Source organism: Mycolicibacterium aurum, assembly GCF_900637195.1.
Classification (GTDB): Bacteria; Actinomycetota; Actinomycetes; order Mycobacteriales; family Mycobacteriaceae; genus Mycobacterium; species Mycobacterium aurum.
The window spans coordinates 52,388-68,522 of record NZ_LR134356.1 but is presented as its reverse complement, the minus strand read 5'-3'; the positions used below and the strand labels follow the sequence as shown (position 1 = coordinate 68,522).

Here is a 16,135-nt window from a genome sequence, read left to right as displayed (position 1 = left end):
ACTCCTGTTCGCCCGAAATACATGAGTGTCTTTTATCGTTGCCCGTAGGACACCAATACCCGGTGGGACCTGCTTTTAACCCCCGCGGCAATTTTGGCTCCTGCGCCATTCCTCCATTTGCTGGAGGAGTACGGATTCAATATTAACCGGCGTTTGGGGGTGGTCCGAACACTTCTTCTGCGGGTGGGTCCACATACGCCGCTTGGATCACTTCTTTACCATCGGGCGTCACGTAAAAGGCCTGTCCAGGTGGCCTTTTCTTGACGATGATCTCCCGCGACGGAAAGTCCTGCTTCTCCCCGGACAGGAACATCGTCGGACTACCGGAGCCGTAGGCGGCGCCGACGAATTTGTCCATCGTGGCGCGGCTCGCCTGGCTCATCTGACACGTCACCACCAGGTGCAGGCCGATGTCGGCAGCTGCGGGCAGGAGGGGCGCGAGCGGAGCCATCGGCGGGAGCAGTCCGCCTGCTGCGGTGATCATGTGCCAGTCGTCGACCAGCAGCACGATGTCGGGGCCCTCCCACCACGACCGTGCGCGCAATTGGGCGGGCGTCAGGTCAGCGGGCGGCAACCGTTTGGACAGCACGATCACCAGCGCCTTGATCGCTTCCTCAAGCGCGCCTTGGTTGCGGTTGATGGCCCCCGCCGGGAGGAGATGCGACTCCGGGACGGCCTCGAGCAGACCGGACCGATAGTCGGCGATCATGAAGCGCACCTGTTTTGGGCTGTTGCGGGCGCAGATTGCCCGCGCCACCGCGTGCGCGATCGTCGTTTTGCCCGACTTCGGCGCACCGAAGATCAGCTGGTGCGGAGTGCTGTACATGTGGTTGTGCGCGACCGTCAGATCGGATTCGCGCACGCCCACCGGAATCGTCCACCGTGTGCGGTAATCCGAGTCCACACTCGGCGGCGTCGGATCCAGCTCGTGCAGGTGGATCCGGCTGGGCAGCACGCGCACCGGCGGTGCCTCGTCGGTGTGCCGCGCCGAAATCTCTTGGACCGCGGCCGCCATGGCAGGCACCAGCCCTGCGGCACTGTGCACCCCGTCCAGCCGCGGCACACCGATCATCAGATGGTGCTTCTCGGTGGACACCGCGCGACCGGGACGGTTGATCGGTATCTCACGGGTGATCCGGTCGATCTGGGTTTCGTTGACGTCGCCCAGCCGGAACTCGATCTTGGTCCCGAGGTAGTCCCGGATACGGGCGCGCAGCTCTGTCCACCTCGGCGTCGAGATCATGGTGTGCACGCCGTAGGCGAGGCCCTGCCCGGCGATGTCCTGCACGATCGGCTCCAGGTCGGGAAACTCCGCCGCGAAGGCGGGCCAACCGTCGATCACCAGGAAGACATCGCCGAACGGATCGGCAGACGCCGGATGGCCGGGGTCCTCGCGCATCTGCCGATAGTCGGCAACGGACCCGACGCGATACTGCTTGAACACCTGCTCCCGTTGCCGCAGAACAGCTTTGACCTCGGCGACCACCCTGTTCACCCGGTCGGGTTCAGCCCGGGTCGCGACGCCGCCGACGTGCGGCAGATCTTCCACGTACATCAAACCGCCGCCGCCCATGTCGACGCAGTAGAACTGGATCTGCCGCGGCGTGTGCGATGCCGCCGCCGAGAGCATGAACGTCTGCAGCAGAGTCGACTTCCCGGTCTGGGGGGCCCCACCGATCGCGATGTTGCCCGCCGCGGTGGTGAGGTCGATACCCCACACCTCTTGGCGATGCCTGCGCGGCTCGTCCATGATGCCCAGCCCGATCCGCAGAGGGCGGCGGTCGTAGTCGCGTGCCACCAGCTCGTTGACGGGCGTCGGATCGGCCAACGGCGGCAACCACATCCGGTATGCATGGTTCTCACCGGTGGCCAGTTGCTCGAGGACGACCTCGCGCAGCACCTTCTGTCCCGAGTCGATGGTCATCAGCCCACCCTCGCGTCCAGGATCGGTGCCGCCGTGAACTTGTGGATCCGGATGCTCTTATCGGCGTGTGTCCGGGGCGTCTCGTCGTCACCAGCGCTGGTCACCGTGGGCACGTAGGGATTTCCGGTGTAGACACTCTGGAACTTCACCGGATCCTCCATCCCCACCCGGAGGAAGCCGACGCCGCTCTCCTTGTTGGTGATGTACTGCGCCTCGGGCGTGCCGATCACTGCTTTCGACTCCGCAGAGCTGGTGGTCCGCAACGCGATCCGGTACGTGAGGTTGGGTTCCAGTTTGTCGATGCGGGTACCGCCGGTGTTGAGCGACTGGGTGGCCAGTAGCAGGTGCACGCGCAGCGACCGCCCGACCCGGCAGATCCGGTCGAACAGCTGGATGAAGTCGGGGTGATTCTGCAGAAGCTCTGCGAACTCGTCGACGACGACGAAGAGGGTGGGTAGCGGCGGTAGATCAGCCCCGCGCTCGCGGTGCTTCTCGTATTCGGCGACGCCGGACAGTGCGCCCGCCGCGCCGACCTGGATGCCTGCCTGGCGCAGGATCGACTGTCGGCGGTCGAGTTCACCGGTGAGCACCTCACCCATCCGGCTGACCAGCTCGGCCTCCTCTTCCATGTTCGTGACGACGGCGGCGGTGTGCGGCAACTTCTCCATGCCGAGAAACGTCGAACCACCCTTGAAGTCGGTGAGGAGGAGGTTGATCTGGTCGGGATGGTGGGTGGCGGCCAGCGACAGGATCAGGGTGCGTAGGAACTCCGACTTGCCCGACCCGGTGGTGCCGATGAGCATGCCGTGCGGGCCGGCGCCGAACTCCGCACCCTCCTTGATGTCGAGATGCATGATGTCGCCGGTCTTGAGTTCATGGCCGAATGGAATTCGGAGCCGGTCGCGGTCGGTGTCGGTGAACATCCGCCAGCGGGCGGGAGTCACCTCCTCCACGGTCTGCGCTCCGACGATCTCGTGCCACTCGGTGGCGACCTTCTTCTGGACGCGGGTGCCCTTGTCGATGATCGTTCCGGTGATCGACCAGCCCGCCAGCTTGCGTGCCACCCGCTCGGCTTGGCGGGGCGTCATCCTGTCCACCTGACTGGCGACGAGGCGGAACGACTGGTTGGGCAGCTTGTCGTCAGCGGTCCCGTCGCCGGCATCGACCCGGATCCGGTATGCCGACCGGTGGTTGCCCAGCGTGATGACGGTGACCCCGGCCCGGCCATCCATCGGGAAACCTGCTCTGCCACCGGTCAAGTCGATGACGACGACGTACGCTCCGGTGGGCGCCGCGTCGGCGGTGTGCGGGCCGCGGGCGGCCAGGTCGCTGAGCGCGTCGGGACGGGTGAACACCAGCCGCGTCGCGCCGGCGGCGTCGGAGTCCGATTGATGCTGCACATGCGGCAACCATTTGAGCCACGCCCAGGTGGGGTCCTCGGGGTCATCGGTGAGGACGCGGATCTGCAGCATGTCCGGCGGGTGGAACACCGCGAGGTGGCAGATCATCGCCGTCAGCAATTCGGCCGCCCCGGCGGTGTCACCGCCGACCGCGATCGTCGGAAAAGTCTTCAGCTGGACCAGCTTCGGACAGTCATGGATCAGCCCGTGGGTGCGCAGGAACTTCGTCACCCACATGTGGCTGACGGGTTCCAGGTGCGGCTGCGGAGCACCCGCGGGACCGACCAGTTCGCTACCGACGGCCGGTTTGAGCAATCGGTCGACGGCGGGCTCAGATCCGAGTCCGATCCGCGTCGCCGCGTAGAAGTCGTGGTTGGCGGGTCGCGACCACTGCCGATGCGTGCCGATGATCGAGAGCAGATCGTCGGGGTGCGGTGCGTGGTAGTTGAAGAACGTCACCTGGGCGGCCGCCGACGACGTGACCCGCGTGCGCAGGCCGGCCAGATAGCGTAGGTACTCCTTGCGGTCGGCGTTGATCTCGGGCACCTTCTTGCCGCCGCTGCCACCGCTGGCCATCATGCCGACCGCACCCATCACGACCATCATCGGCATCATCAGCATGTACGGCGAGAAGTTCCGCATGCCGCCGAAGATCAGGATGGCGACCATGCCGAGCATGCAGCCGCCCATCACCCACGGCAGCGCCTTCTGCATGCCGGAGGGCGGAATGTCGATGCCGAGGTCCTCGGGTGGGGTCACGTTGATCTCGCCGGGGGTCAGCCGCGGCCCCCGCTTGATGATCGGCGTGAACTTCCGTGTCGTCATCCTCCGCCTCCGTTACCCGCTACCGCTGGAGCCGCCGCAGCGCCACCGACCCTGCGGGGGTTCGGATTCGGCGGCAAGGTGTCGTGCTCCACGAGCGCCGCCTGCTGTGACAGCACCGGGCCGTCGACCAGGAGGCTGACCACCTGCCACGGGGCGGTCCGCGGCGACGAGAGCCCCAGTTTGGCCGCCGTCTCCTCGTCCGGCAGGCCGTAGCGCACCCCCTGCGGGTCGATGTAGTACAGGCTCTCCCCGTAGCGCGGATCCGGCGACTGCAGCCGAATGTATTGTCCGCCACTGATGTACACGGTGGCATCGCCGGTGATCTGGTCGATTCCCGTGGTCAGCGATGTAGCGGACAGCGGCAGCCGCCGTCCCGCGATCACCGTCATCTTCGGAGCCTGGTCACCGGCCAGACGCTGCCACGACCAGCACAGGGTCGGGATTTCCTGACGCAGAAGCACATCCATCGGGACATCCGGCAGCGGCGAGTCGTACACCTGCTCGGGCACCCGCGCCACCGCGCTCGATTCCATCGACGGCGGCTCGATGAGGCCGTAGGAGTTGGTTGCACGCAATGCAGCGGCGGTGGTGCCGTTGACCTTCGCGACGCCGTTCGGCAGCACCACGAAGTACTGTTCCTCGGAATCGGTGACGGTCATGAACACCGAACCGACGACCAGCTCCGGTGGCAGGCCCACCGTGTTGGGGGTTCCTCCGGCCGGGATGTCCGCGAGCCGCCACTGGCCCGCGTTCGGCAGTGCGTTGAACAGCCCCTCCGAGATCGGCGTCGACCGGGCGGTCACGGGTATCCCCACGGCGGACGTGACCGCGCGGTCGGACAGGTCGATGAGGTGCCGGCCGCTGGCGGTGATGAGCCAGTCCTGGTCCTTGAAGGAGACCAGCATGCCCTGCTCCGGACGCATGCCGCCCACCGAAAGGTCCACGGCCAGTGGCGTGATCAGCACCGACGATTCGACCTCGGGGGCCACGCTGTCCGGCTTGATGACGGTGTCGCACAGCGTCCACTGCGAGTCGGGCGACGTCGACACCGGAGTGGCATAGGGCGCTCCCGGGATGCCCACCGTCTGCCCTTTCGGCATCCGGTCGAGCTCCTCGGATTTGACCGCGACCGGGGTCTTGCCGTTTCCGAGAATCAGCCGGGCGGACGTCAAGTTGTACACCGGACGCAGCTGGCCGCTGTCGGGAAGGACCACGTAGAGCTGGTTGGTGGTGCGATCCACCAAAAGGGAGTCGCCGCCGCGCTTTCCGAGCGGCTTGAAGTAGGCGAGCAGCACGGCCCCCACGCAGATCAGGACCGCGATCACCAGCCCCGCCGTCACCGCTCGGCTGTAGAACTGCAGCGGGTCGTCGAACATCCGGGTGTCACGGCGGACGATCGCGTGCTCGACGCGGCGCAGCAGAAAGCGCCAGCCGCTGACCTGCACCTTGGTGGTGAGCCGGAATCCTGCCATCAGGACCCGCTGATGTTCATGCGGCCGTGCACTGATGCGATCGCGGCGGCCATGTCCTCACCGCTGATGGCACTGAGCTGTTCGACGTCGAGCTGGTCGAAATCCAGCGACCGGGCCAGGCGCATGTCCCGGGTCTGTTCACCGGCTTCGACGAGCTGGCGCGCGTACCGGCCGTTGCCCGCGACATCGAGCGCCGGCTTTCCGCCCGATGTGCTCTGGGTCAGCAGGGTGGCCGCTTCCAGGACCAGCTTGGCGGCGTCATCCGCGAGACTCGAATCATTGCCGGCAGCAATCACTCTCGCGATGTCGACAATCTCCTCCGGAGAGTACGAGTCGAACTCGATGCGGGTGGAGAACCGGGAGCGCAGGCCGTCGTTGGTTTCCAGCAGACGGTCGATGTCGTTGCTGTAGCCGGCGATGATGACGACCAGCCGGTCGCGGTCGTTCTCCATGCGTGCCAGCAGTGTGTCCAGGGCTTCGGTGCCGAATGGGTCGGCACGCCCGTCACGTTCCTGTACCAGCGTGTACGCCTCGTCGATGAACAGCACGCCGTCCATCGCGCGGTCGATGGTGCGAGCGGTCTTGACCGCGGACTGCCCCTCGTACTCGGCGACGAAGTCTTTACGGGACGTCTCGATGAGCTTGGGTTCCGCGATCACGCCCAGCCCGGCGAGAATGTTGGCGACCACACGCGCAATGGTCGTCTTGCCCGTGCCGGGCGGACCGGTGAAGATCATGTGTTTGGAGGCCTGGGCGACCTTCATGCCGCGGGCGGCGCGCACCTTCGCCATCTGGGTCGCGGCCCGGTAGCGCTCGATCTGCTCCTTGACCCTGGTCAGTCCGATCTGGCGATCGAGTTCGGCCTGCGCCTCGGCGAGCAGCGTCTCGCGGCCCGAATTGTCCGCCTCGGCGCTGTCGGCGTCCCACGGATCCCGGCGGGACGCGATTTTCTCCGCCGTCGTGGTCTGCATCCGGTAGCCCGGATCCTTGAGTGCCGCAGCGACATCCGGGTTCGGGTGGGACGCCTGCAACCATTCGAGCAGTCGGACGGCCGCTTCCTCGTTGCCGAGTGACCGATAGGCCATGGCCGAGTACCACGCGATGACGCGGTTGCAGGCCTGGCCCGCCGGTGCCGAATTGGCTTCCACCAGGCGGCGTTCCGCCTCGGTGAACAGGCCCAGATTCGCGGCCGCCACACCGTGCGCCACCAGGGCGGCGCCGGCCAGGAACTTGTCCGGCCACGCCGTGCCCGCGGTGCGCACCTGGTCGATCACGTCGGTCCAGCGCTGAGCTGCCGCGTAGATGACCGCCTTGACCCAGGCCACCAGATACTCGCCACCGGCGGCCGGGACATCGTCGAGGGCCTCCATCGCATCGGCGTAGTTGCCGACAGCCGCCTCGCTGACGGCGAAACCCAAGGTGATGGCGAGCGGCGAATTCACCGGGTACGTGATGTCGCCGAACATCCCACCGATCGGCACCCGCGCACCGAGGCTGTTCATCGAGATCTCGGCGGTGCCCGCCAGCTGGCCGAAGTTGTTCCGCGAGTACCACGCACGGAACATCGTCACCCGGTCGGTGTCGCCGCACCGGATCCGTCCGACCCAGGCGTCGCACGCGGTTTCGTCGAGCGTGGTGATCTCGGTGAACAGCTCCAGTGACCGCGCGGGCGACGTGGGCAGCATGCCCACCGCGGTCCCGAAGACGCCTGCCAGATGTTCTGTCATTCCTCACCTGCGTAGCGGGTTGTGAACAGCTCGGCGCGCGCCGCCTGAGCCTGTTCCGGGGTGGGCAGGTCGAGATCACGACGCAGAAAATCTCGGGTCGCCACAGTGTCGTGACCGTGTTCCCGCATGCCTTCCAACATGAAGGTGTACTGAGCCGACCTGGCGTCCTGGGTGGCCAGCCCGGCGATGACGACGATCTCGTCGGCGAGCACGGCCTCGGTGAGCGCCGCTGCCCCAGGCGACAGATCCACATCGCGCACCCGACCGTCCATGTAGGTCGTCACGGTCACGGTGCCCGGCGGATTGGTCACGGTGAACATCGGCATCGCGTGGTCGTCTTCGCCGTCGAGGGACGTTCCCAGCGGATCGGGGCGCACGGGATCGTCGGCGGCCCCGTAGTTGCCGAGGAGCGTTCCGAGGTCTGTCTCGCCCTCGGCGTCACCCGCAGCGCTGTAGTCCAGCGCCGCGAGGTCGTCGTGGTCCTCATCGTCATGAGGGCCGTGGGGAGGGTTGGCCACCTTACGTTTTCGCCTTTCTCAATCCGCGTAGGAGTTGTTGTCGACCGCGTCCCGCTGCTCGAACCAGGCCTTGGACGGGAGGAATTCCATCAACCCGTCCAGTGCGCGCTGAAGGTTCTCCTGGGTGCCGGGAAGGAAACTGCCGTACAACTCCCCGCTCACCCGCCGCGGAATGGACACGATCCTGCCGTGGCTGGAATCGAGGACGCCGGCACCGACCCCGGCCTGGGACTGGGTACCGCCCGGATGGCGCTCGGCGGCGGTGATCTCCACCCAGCTGTCCGGGTTCGCGGTGGCCTCGGCGTAGATCTTGGCCGACGACGGCGGCTGGCCGTAGGCACTGAGTTGCTCGGCGGTTCGCGTTTCGGCCAGCTTGGACGCGATGCCGGTGAGCGGCTCCACGTTGGCGGGGTCGGCGCTACCGATGACGACGTTCACCATGGCCGCGAGGCCGATCTGCGGCGCCACCCGTTGCAGCACCAGCATGTCTTCATCACGCGCGGCGACGACATGACGCTCCCCCTTGCGGCACACCACGAAGCGGACCATTTTGCCACCGATGTCGCGGCGCCACCAGCGACAGTCGAGGGTGCGGTCGGGCCTGCTCAGCGTGTCGACCATCGCGGCAACCTCGGGGTGCGGGTCGCCGAAGGCGGTGAGGATGCCCTGCGCGGTGAGGTCGCGCGTCACCTGGTCCCAGACGATCTTGCGTTGGTCCTCGTAGGGAATGTTCGGCCGGATCGCCAGCGACAGCGGGAAGTCGACGAGGTGCAGCAGGTCGGCGATGACCAGCATGCCGTCGATGGTCACCTCCGCACCGACGACGTCGTCGTAGTGGGTGGGTTCGCGGTCGTTGAGAAAAGGGCTGGCCATCAGCTGCGCCGCCCGCCGGCCGTGCCGATCACTGCGGGGGTCTTGACGAGCACGGCCGCGCCTGCACGGGTCAGACCGGCGGTAACTTTGCCAAGCCCTTGACACCTACCCAACCGGGCCATGCTGTTCACCCCTTCCTGACGGCAGCGTACCAGCGCCGATACCCCGACCATGACACCAATTCCCCCGCACCTCGTTCACATCCCCGGCAGCGCCTCGCGTCCCGCAGCTACCGTAATCAACGTCTCTATGTGACCACTCTCGACTATGGCAAACCAATATCGGCGCCGTGGATCTGCCGTGCCCCCTCACCGCGGGCGGCCGGCGGACACCCTGGTAGCGGGCGTGCACGGGGCCTGCAACAACGACCAGTGAGGTGCTCACAGAGTTTGCTGGGGTCGTGCTACCGCTAGCCTGGCGGAGGCGGCCTGCCACAGTGCGGCCAACCGACGACACCGGTGCAACAGAGGAGACGTGTGGTGAGCGACCGCGACGAGGCGCTGCGGAGAGACCCGGGATGGCCGGGCGGCGCGGCTTCCGACCTCGAGCCGGCAACGGAGCGGGCTGCGGCGGTGTCGCCGGAGCCGTCGAGGCCCGGTCCGCCCGGCTCTGCACCCGATCCGGCACGGCCCGATGGCATGTTCCGTCAGCCGCCTCCCTACCCGCGGCCCGCCGACGGCCGGGGGCATCCGCCGCCACCGCCGTGGAACCCGCCGGGCCACCCGGCGCCGGCTCCCGGTCAGCCACCCTGGCAGGGACAGCAGCCCACGACCTACACCGAGCGCATCCGCCAGGATGCGCTGATCCCGCCCCGCAAGGTCATTCCCGGCCGGGGCTGGCGGCTGGCGCTGTACAAGGCGACGTTCGGTCTGGTCAATCTCGGCCCCACGCCCGAAGAACGGCGCCTCGCCGACCTCGAGGCCAAGATCCGCGTCCCGCTGCGCGGCCATTTCAAGGTCGGTGTGATGGGCAAGGGCGGCGTCGGCAAGACGACGGTGTCGGCCAGCATCGGCTCGGTGTTCGCCGAGTTGCGCCAGGAAGACCGCGTTGTCGCCGTCGATGCCGACACCGCCTTCGGCAAGCTCGGCAGCCGGGTCGACCCGAGGGCCCAGGGTTCGTTCTGGGAACTCGCCGCCGATCAGCACCTGGAGACGTTCGCCGACATCCGCAATCGCGTGGGCAGCAACGCGGCGGGGTTGTTCGTCCTGGCCGGCGAAGCGACTCCGGCCCGTCGCCGGGTGCTCGATCCTGCCATCTACAGAGAGGCGACCGCGCGACTCGACCGGCACTTCACCATCTCGGTCATCGACTGCAGTTCCACGATGGACTCCCCCGTCACCCACGAGGCACTGCGCGATCTGGACGCCCTCGTGGTCGTGTCATCGCCGTGGGTCGACGGCGCCGCCGCTGCCGGTCAAACTCTGGACTGGCTGGCCGCCAGGGGGTTGACCACCCTGCTCCAACGGACTGTGGTCGTTCTCAACGACTCCGACGGGCACGCCGATAAGCGCACGAGAAGCATTCTGGCCCAACAGTTCTCGGGGCAGGGCCAGCTCGTCATCGAGGTTCCGTTCGACGGGCACCTGCGTCCCGGCGGCGTGATCGACGGGACAGCTCAGATGTCGCCGGGCGCCCGCCGCAAGTTCATCGAGGTGTGCGCCGCGCTGGCCCAGTTCTTCCCCAACCGCGACGAGCGCGCGCGCGAACGGCGCTGAGTACCGCCCGCAGTCAGGCGATCTGACCGACCAGCGTGTCGATGGCCTCGGCCTCGTCGGGTGAGAGCGGCTCGCCGGCCTCGGCCGCCTGGATGACCTGCTCGGAAACCCCTGCGGCTTGGGCAGTTTCGAGGGCGGTGAGATTTGCGCTGCGGCGCGCTGCATAGAGCCGGTGCCCAAGGGTGGCCTGCGGGGCGCGCGCAGCCCGCATCATCAGGTCGTCGTAGAGACTGCGGACGGCGCTGAGCGCCTTGATCAGGGTGGGCGTCACCCTGATGCGAGCCGCCCGGGATGCGACCGCCTCAAGCTGACGCAGGTCGGCGAGGATCGCCGTCACTCGCGGGATGAACGTGGCCTCGGTGTCGGATGGGAGCGAGGCCACGGAGGAGTCGAAGGCACCCACCGCGGTGACGATCGCCTGCGCGATCAGTGACACCTCGTCGCCACCAGCCGCCGTCGGCGCTTCGGGCGGAGGGGCGCTGGGTCGTATCGGCTCGCCTTTGCGCAGCCGGGCGATAGTTCCCGGCGGCCACTGCAGGATCTCTTCGAGACGGGCTCGGGTGCGCTCCCGGGGCCAACTCCGGCCCTTCTCGAAGGCGATGAGCGCCCCGGCGTTGATGATCCCGTCGGCCGCCAGGCTTCGCTGGCTGATGTCGAGTTCGCGGCGCCGTGCCGCCGCGGCGGCGCCCGCTCTGGCCATGCCGGGATCTGGCGCATCGGCCGGCTCGTCGACCGGCTCCGCGTTCGTCATCTACCCGGGTTCCTCATGCTGTCTGGTCACGGCGCGCTCATCGTACCGAGCTATGTAGTCAGTGTTCCGGCGTCCACTTCGGGCAGCGCCACACACCAAACTACAGCATCTGTCTGGTCTATACCGTAACAACGCGACAGAATCTTCAAGAATTTTGCGGAGCGCCCCTTCAGTGCGTTATCGCTGTTCAATGGTATTTGGGCACCTCTTCGCGCTCAGTCTGCGTCCAGCGTCTATCCAGACTGCAGCGGTTACTGTTGCATCGCTACGGTTTGTTGGTTACCTTGTGCTCTATCGCGGCCGTCGCGCCGCCAGCAGACCAAAGGAGCACACGGATGAACGCAAAGTCGTGGGATGAGACGCCGGTCGGCGAGTGCACCCGGGACCCTGAGCGCTGGACCACCACCGCCGACGATGAGGCCAAGGCCATCTGCCGGTCCTGCCCACGACGCTGGCTGTGCGCACGCGAGGCGTACGAGTCGCCGCGCGCCGAGGGGCTGTGGGCCGGCATCTACGTCCCTGAGGCCGGCCGCGGGCGCACCTTCGCCCTGCGTCAGCTCAAGTCGCTGGCCGAGCAGAACGGCTACCCCGTCGGCGAGCGGCGCGTGTACTACGCCGAGACCGCCTGACGCCGGGCCGTCCGCCGCCGCTGGGGGGTCGGCGGCGGACGCGCACCGGAATAGTCCGGAGTCTCTAGTGGTTACAGACTTCGACGGTGCCGAGCATGCCCCGGGCCCCACCCCATAGTCGCCGCGAGCGACCACTTGCCGAGAGGCGCAGCCGGCACCGTCCCCGACTTACCAGGTATCGACAAACCTCGAGGACCGGCTCCCACCGGGAGCCGGTTTTTTCGTGTCTGTATCTGACGCCGCCAACGTCGCCGCGATCACCGTCCGCGTCTCCGCCGGGTCGATGACGTCGTCGATCTCGAAGAGCATCGCCGCGTTGAGCGCCTTGGCGTTCTCCTGCGCCGCGGCCGTCGCCACCCGAACGCGCTCCTCACGCTCTGCGTCGTCGGCGATCGCGTCGAGCTCCTTTCGCATCCCCAACCGCACCGCACCCTCCAAGCCCATCGGCCCGAGGTGTGCGCCCGGCCATGCCACCGTGAGGATCGGCTCGTGCAGGCTGCCGCCGGCCATCGCCTGCGCACCCAGTCCGTAGCCCCGGCGCAGGATCACGGCGATCATCGGCACTCGAAGTGCCGCCCCGGCCACCAGCATTCGCGATGCCCTGCGCACCAGCGACTCCGCCTCGGCGGCGGGGCCCACCATGTATCCCGGGCAGTCGATGAGGGAGACGACGGGCAACCCGAACGCATCGCACAGTTGCAGGAACCGGGCGGCCTTGTCGGCGGCCGCCGCCGTGATGGCGCCCGCGGTGAACCGCGTGTCGTTGGCGATCACGCCGACAGCCCGGCCCTCGATGCGTGCCAGTGCCGTCACCATCTCGCGGGCGAAGCGCGGCCGGAGCATGGTCACCGACCCCGCGTCGGCGAGTGTCTCGATGACGGGGGCGACGTCGTAGGCGCGGCGCGCACGTTCGGGCACCGCGGTACGCAGGGTCGTCTGGTCCGGCGCTGTCCACTCGGTGACAGGCCCCTGGAAGTACCCGAGCAGTTGCCGCGTGACCGCGACGGCCTCGGCTTCGTCGGCGACGACGACGTCGACGTTGCCGTTCGGTTCCTGCGTCGACATCGGCCCGACGGCGTCGGGTGCTACGTCGCCGAGGCCCCCGCCGGCGATCATCGCCGGGCCACCCATACCGAGTGAGGCGTTGCGGGTGGCGACGATGAGATCGGACGCGCCGGCGATCACCGCGTTGCCGGCGAAGCACCGGCCGTTGACCACCGCGATGCGGGGCACCACGCCGGAAAGCTTGGCCCACAGCGCGAATGCCCGGGTGTCGAGGGCGGAGACGACGGGGTAGTCGGTGTCGCCCGGCCGTCCACCGCCGCCCTCGGCGAAGAACACGGTGGGCAACTGCATCCGTTCGATCAGCTCGAAGAGCCGATCCTTCTTGCGGTGTCCCAGCGCGCCCTGCGTGCCGGCCATCACCGTGTAGTCATACGACAGCACCGCACAGGCACTGCGCTCGGCGCCGAAGAGCCGGCCGTTGATCCGCGCGGTGCCTGCCACCAGACCGTCGGCCGGGGTGCGTGCGATCAGGTCCTCGATGTCGCGGCGCATGCGCTGCGGGGCGACCGCGAATCGTCCGTACTCGACGAACGAACCGGGATCGACGAGGTCGTCCACATTCTCCCGTGCGGTGCGGCCGCCGCCGGCGTGCCTGCGGTCGACGGCGTCGGGGCGCGCCTGGTCCTCGGTGAGCGCGCGCCGCCGCAGGACCTCGGCCAGGTCATCCCGGGGCGAGTCAGGACCGGGCATCGAGATGGTCTATGGCCGAGGCGATTTCGGCGAGCAGGTCGTCGACCTGGTTCTCGTCGAAGCCGCGCTTGCCGAACGGCGGTTTGTTGAAGCGCACGTTGCGCACGTCCTCGGCGGTCAGGTGACCGCGCCCGTCGAGCCGGCGGGCACACAGAGCCACGAAGTCGGCGACGGCCTTCTCGTTGTAACCACGCTTGCCCCAGGGCGGCTTCTCGAACGTCACGTTCCGCAGGTAGTCGCCTGTGAGGGCACCGTCGCTCATCGCGCCAGACTAACGCCCGGGTTATCCACAGGTGCGGCGCCGGGCCCTGTGGATTGTCGGAGAGGCGGCCTAGCGTTTCAGGCATGACGAACTGGATCAACACAGTCAGCCGCGATCACGTCGAACGCGGTGTTCGCGGCCGTTTCACTCAGGCCAACCACGGTAAACCGCACATGCTGCGCAAGATGGAGCGCGGCGACTGGATCGTCTTCTACTCCCCCCGGACCGTGTACCCCGACGGTCCTGCCCTGCAGGCGTTCACCGCCATCGGCCGGATCGTCGACGACGAGCCCTACCCGGCAGACATCTCGTCGGAATCTCCGCTCTGGCGACGCAACGTCGACTTCCTCGACTGCGTCGAGACACCCATCCGGCCGCTGCTACCTGACCTGGACTTCATCGAGGACAAGGCCCGCTGGGGGTACAAGTTCCGGTTCGGGGTGTTCCGGATCGACGATCACGACCTCGAGGTGATCCGCGCTGCGATGGTTGCGGGGGTGGCCCAGGCGTCGGCGCCCTCATAGCCGACGCATAGCGTGCAAAAAGGTCTCGCCCACGAAGCACCTCTACCTTCGCAGACACCGGAAACTGCGAGGAGACAACGTGATTCGACCAACATTGCGCACAGTGATGACCACCGCACTCGGTGCCGTCCTCGTGCCTGCCGCCGTCGCGTGTTCGTCCGGCGCGGCCGCTGGTCAACAGCCGGCCGGCGGCAACGACGCGTTCATGCAGTGCATGACCGAACACGGCGTCCCCGCACCCCCGGCCGGCGGCCCCGGGGACGCACCACCCGAGGGTCCGCCGCCGGGTGACGCTCCGCCCGCCGAGGGTCCCCCGCCCGCACCGCCCGGCGTCGACCAGCAGACGTGGGACGCAGCGGGACAGGCGTGTGCCTCGTTGGCACCGGCGCCTCCCGGTCACCGGTAACCCCGCCGCGCCGCGGGCATACTGGACGGTATGAGCAATACGGAGGCTGCCCCCGCCGAAGTCGACTGCGTGGCTTCGCCATTCGACGGAGTGCTGCAGCCGCGTGAGGTGCCGCTCGGCGGCCCGCGCGCCATCCGGGTGCGACGGACCCTGCCCCAGCGGGAGCGGTCGCTGATCGGCGCCTGGTGTTTTGCCGATCACTACGGGCCCCACCGCGTCCGCGACGGTGCGGGGATGGACGTGCCGCCGCATCCCCACACCGGGCTGCAGACCGTCAGCTGGTTGTTCAGCGGCGAGGTGGAACATCGCGACAGCGCCGGAGTGCACGCGATGGTGCGCCCTGGTGAACTGAACCTGATGACCGCGGGCGCGGGGATCTGTCACTCAGAGGTGTCGACAGCCGGCACCACGGTCCTGCACGGCGCGCAGCTGTGGGTGGCTCTGCCCGACTCGGCCCGCGACACTGGCCGCGACTTCGCGCACCACGTGCCCACTGCCCGGTCGGCAGGTGGCGTCACCGCCCGGGTGTTCCTCGGCGAGCTGGAGGGCGAGCGGTCTCCGGTGCACACCTTCACGCCGCTGCTGGGTGCTCAGCTCGATCTCGACCCCGGCGTGGAGGTCACCTTCGCGGTGGACGAGGCGTTCGAACACGGGGTGCTCGTCGACCAGGGCGACGTGGAGGCATGCGGGTCGGCGCTGGCGGTCGCCGACCTCGCCTACCAGGGCACCGGGCACGACCGCCTGCAGCTGATCAACCGCGGAGACAGCCCGGCCCGGCTGCTGCTGCTCGGCGGCACCCCGTTCACCGAGGAGCTGGTGATGTGGTGGAACTTTGTCGGGCGCAGCCACGACGAGATCGTCGGCTTCCGCGAGCAATGGCAACAGCACGACGCCCGCTTCGGTGCGGTCGAGGGCTACGTCGGCCGCGTCCAGCACCTCCCCGCACCACCGCTGCCGAACGCGACGCTGCGTCCCCGCCCGGCACCCGGGGTATAGAGGAGTCCATGACCACCGACAAGACCGGCGCCCCCACCGAGGTCACCGCCGAAGCAGACCGCTTCACGATCTCGGTCGACGGCGCCGAGGCCGGCTTCACCGAGTTCATCGACCGCGCCACCGACTCGGGAGGCCAGCGCATCTTTCCGCACACCGAGATCGACGAGGCGTTCGGCGGACGCGGCCTGGCAACGATTCTCGTGGGTGAGGCGTTGGACGCGACGCGCGCCGCGGGGCTGCGCATCGTGCCGGTGTGCTCGATGGTGGCCGGCTACATCGACAAGCATCCCGAGTTCGGCGAGCTGGTCGATCCGATCACGACCGACGTCAAGCGGGCACTGTCCGGACACTGACCGCC

General features: G+C 68.0%; 15 protein-coding genes. 6 read left to right on the top strand and 9 right to left on the bottom strand.

Annotated features, from left to right (window positions below; translation table 11 throughout):
- Positions 1-142: 142 nt before the first annotated feature.
- From eccCb to EL337_RS00335, 6 genes are read right to left on the bottom strand one after another with little or no spacing between them, the layout of a single operon-like run.
- On the bottom strand, positions 143-1,924 hold the full coding sequence (gene eccCb, locus EL337_RS00360) for a type VII secretion protein EccCb (protein ID WP_048635411.1): 1,782 nt from the start codon (positions 1,922-1,924) through the stop codon (positions 143-145).
- The gene (eccCa, locus tag EL337_RS00355; RefSeq protein ID WP_048635410.1) at positions 1,924-4,149 is read right to left on the bottom strand and encodes a type VII secretion protein EccCa; all 2,226 of its coding nucleotides are present in this window, start codon (positions 4,147-4,149) and stop codon (positions 1,924-1,926) included. Before eccCa ends, eccCb begins: the two co-directional genes overlap by 1 nt.
- Positions 4,146-5,621: a type VII secretion protein EccB gene (eccB, locus tag EL337_RS00350; RefSeq protein ID WP_048635409.1), complete on the bottom strand. Its 1,476-nt coding sequence runs from the start codon at positions 5,619-5,621 to the stop codon at positions 4,146-4,148. Before eccB ends, eccCa begins: the two co-directional genes overlap by 4 nt.
- Positions 5,621-7,348 carry a type VII secretion AAA-ATPase EccA gene (gene eccA / locus EL337_RS00345; protein WP_048635408.1) on the bottom strand — a complete coding sequence of 576 codons (1,728 nt, stop codon included), beginning with the start codon at positions 7,346-7,348 and terminating at the stop codon, positions 5,621-5,623. The genes eccB and eccA overlap by 1 nt, the downstream gene beginning before the upstream one ends.
- Positions 7,345-7,866: a hypothetical protein gene (locus EL337_RS00340; RefSeq protein ID WP_048635407.1), complete on the bottom strand. Its 522-nt coding sequence runs from the start codon at positions 7,864-7,866 to the stop codon at positions 7,345-7,347. The genes eccA and EL337_RS00340 overlap by 4 nt, the downstream gene beginning before the upstream one ends.
- A gap of 18 nt (positions 7,867-7,884) precedes the next feature.
- Positions 7,885-8,739 (bottom strand): ESX secretion-associated protein EspG, encoded by an 855-nt coding sequence (locus tag EL337_RS00335; RefSeq protein ID WP_048635406.1) that lies wholly within the window; start codon positions 8,737-8,739, stop codon positions 7,885-7,887.
- 479 nt (positions 8,740-9,218) lie between these two features.
- Between EL337_RS00335 and EL337_RS00330 the strand changes: the two genes are divergently transcribed.
- Positions 9,219-10,454: a MinD/ParA family ATP-binding protein gene (locus EL337_RS00330; protein ID WP_048635424.1), complete on the top strand. Its 1,236-nt coding sequence runs from the start codon at positions 9,219-9,221 to the stop codon at positions 10,452-10,454.
- A 13-nt stretch (positions 10,455-10,467) separates the two neighbouring features.
- Here EL337_RS00330 and EL337_RS00325 read toward each other — a convergent pair whose 3' ends face one another.
- Positions 10,468-11,205 carry a helix-turn-helix domain-containing protein gene (locus EL337_RS00325; protein WP_048635405.1) on the bottom strand — a complete coding sequence of 246 codons (738 nt, stop codon included), beginning with the start codon at positions 11,203-11,205 and terminating at the stop codon, positions 10,468-10,470.
- Positions 11,206-11,540: 335 nt separating this feature from the next.
- Between EL337_RS00325 and EL337_RS00320 the strand changes: the two genes are divergently transcribed.
- Positions 11,541-11,834 (top strand): WhiB family transcriptional regulator, encoded by a 294-nt coding sequence (locus EL337_RS00320; RefSeq protein WP_048635404.1) that lies wholly within the window; start codon positions 11,541-11,543, stop codon positions 11,832-11,834.
- Positions 11,835-12,002: 168 nt separating this feature from the next.
- On the opposite strand, the gene EL337_RS00315 is transcribed toward EL337_RS00320, so the two are convergent.
- The gene (locus EL337_RS00315) at positions 12,003-13,589 is read right to left on the bottom strand and encodes an acyl-CoA carboxylase subunit beta (RefSeq protein WP_048635403.1); all 1,587 of its coding nucleotides are present in this window, start codon (positions 13,587-13,589) and stop codon (positions 12,003-12,005) included.
- On the bottom strand, positions 13,576-13,851 hold the full coding sequence (locus EL337_RS00310; protein WP_048635402.1) for a DivIVA domain-containing protein: 276 nt from the start codon (positions 13,849-13,851) through the stop codon (positions 13,576-13,578). Before EL337_RS00310 ends, EL337_RS00315 begins: the two co-directional genes overlap by 14 nt.
- Before the next feature lie 83 nt (positions 13,852-13,934).
- Between EL337_RS00310 and EL337_RS00305 the strand changes: the two genes are divergently transcribed.
- The 4 genes from EL337_RS00305 to EL337_RS00290 all read left to right on the top strand — a co-directional run bounded on the left by EL337_RS00305 (position 13,935) and on the right by EL337_RS00290 (position 16,130).
- Complete coding sequence (locus EL337_RS00305; protein ID WP_048635401.1) at positions 13,935-14,375, top strand: EVE domain-containing protein; 441 nt, start codon at positions 13,935-13,937, stop codon at positions 14,373-14,375.
- A 79-nt stretch (positions 14,376-14,454) separates the two neighbouring features.
- On the top strand, positions 14,455-14,781 hold the full coding sequence (locus EL337_RS00300) for a hypothetical protein (RefSeq protein WP_083443299.1): 327 nt from the start codon (positions 14,455-14,457) through the stop codon (positions 14,779-14,781).
- 30 nt (positions 14,782-14,811) lie between these two features.
- Positions 14,812-15,777: a pirin family protein gene (locus tag EL337_RS00295; protein WP_048635399.1), complete on the top strand. Its 966-nt coding sequence runs from the start codon at positions 14,812-14,814 to the stop codon at positions 15,775-15,777.
- Positions 15,778-15,785: 8 nt separating this feature from the next.
- A complete protein-coding gene (locus EL337_RS00290) occupies positions 15,786-16,130 on the top strand; it encodes a GNAT family N-acetyltransferase (protein ID WP_048635398.1) in 345 nt (114 codons plus the stop codon).
- The last annotated feature ends 5 nt before the right edge of the window (positions 16,131-16,135 follow it).

Coding starts and splice junctions, on each gene's coding strand:
- eccCb (WP_048635411.1), bottom strand. CDS start 1,924: ATGACCATCGACTCGGGACAGAAGGTGCTGCGCGAGGTCGTCCTCGAG.
- eccCa (WP_048635410.1), bottom strand. CDS start 4,149: ATGACGACACGGAAGTTCACGCCGATCATCAAGCGGGGGCCGCGGCTG.
- eccB (WP_048635409.1), bottom strand. CDS start 5,621: ATGGCAGGATTCCGGCTCACCACCAAGGTGCAGGTCAGCGGCTGGCGC.
- eccA (WP_048635408.1), bottom strand. CDS start 7,348: ATGACAGAACATCTGGCAGGCGTCTTCGGGACCGCGGTGGGCATGCTG.
- EL337_RS00335 (WP_048635406.1), bottom strand. CDS start 8,739: ATGGCCAGCCCTTTTCTCAACGACCGCGAACCCACCCACTACGACGAC.
- EL337_RS00325 (WP_048635405.1), bottom strand. CDS start 11,205: ATGACGAACGCGGAGCCGGTCGACGAGCCGGCCGATGCGCCAGATCCC.
- EL337_RS00320 (WP_048635404.1), top strand. CDS start 11,541: ATGAACGCAAAGTCGTGGGATGAGACGCCGGTCGGCGAGTGCACCCGG.
- EL337_RS00315 (WP_048635403.1), bottom strand. CDS start 13,589: ATGCCCGGTCCTGACTCGCCCCGGGATGACCTGGCCGAGGTCCTGCGG.
- EL337_RS00310 (WP_048635402.1), bottom strand. CDS start 13,851: ATGAGCGACGGTGCCCTCACAGGCGACTACCTGCGGAACGTGACGTTC.
- EL337_RS00305 (WP_048635401.1), top strand. CDS start 13,935: ATGACGAACTGGATCAACACAGTCAGCCGCGATCACGTCGAACGCGGT.
- EL337_RS00295 (WP_048635399.1), top strand. CDS start 14,812: ATGAGCAATACGGAGGCTGCCCCCGCCGAAGTCGACTGCGTGGCTTCG.
- EL337_RS00290 (WP_048635398.1), top strand. CDS start 15,786: ATGACCACCGACAAGACCGGCGCCCCCACCGAGGTCACCGCCGAAGCA.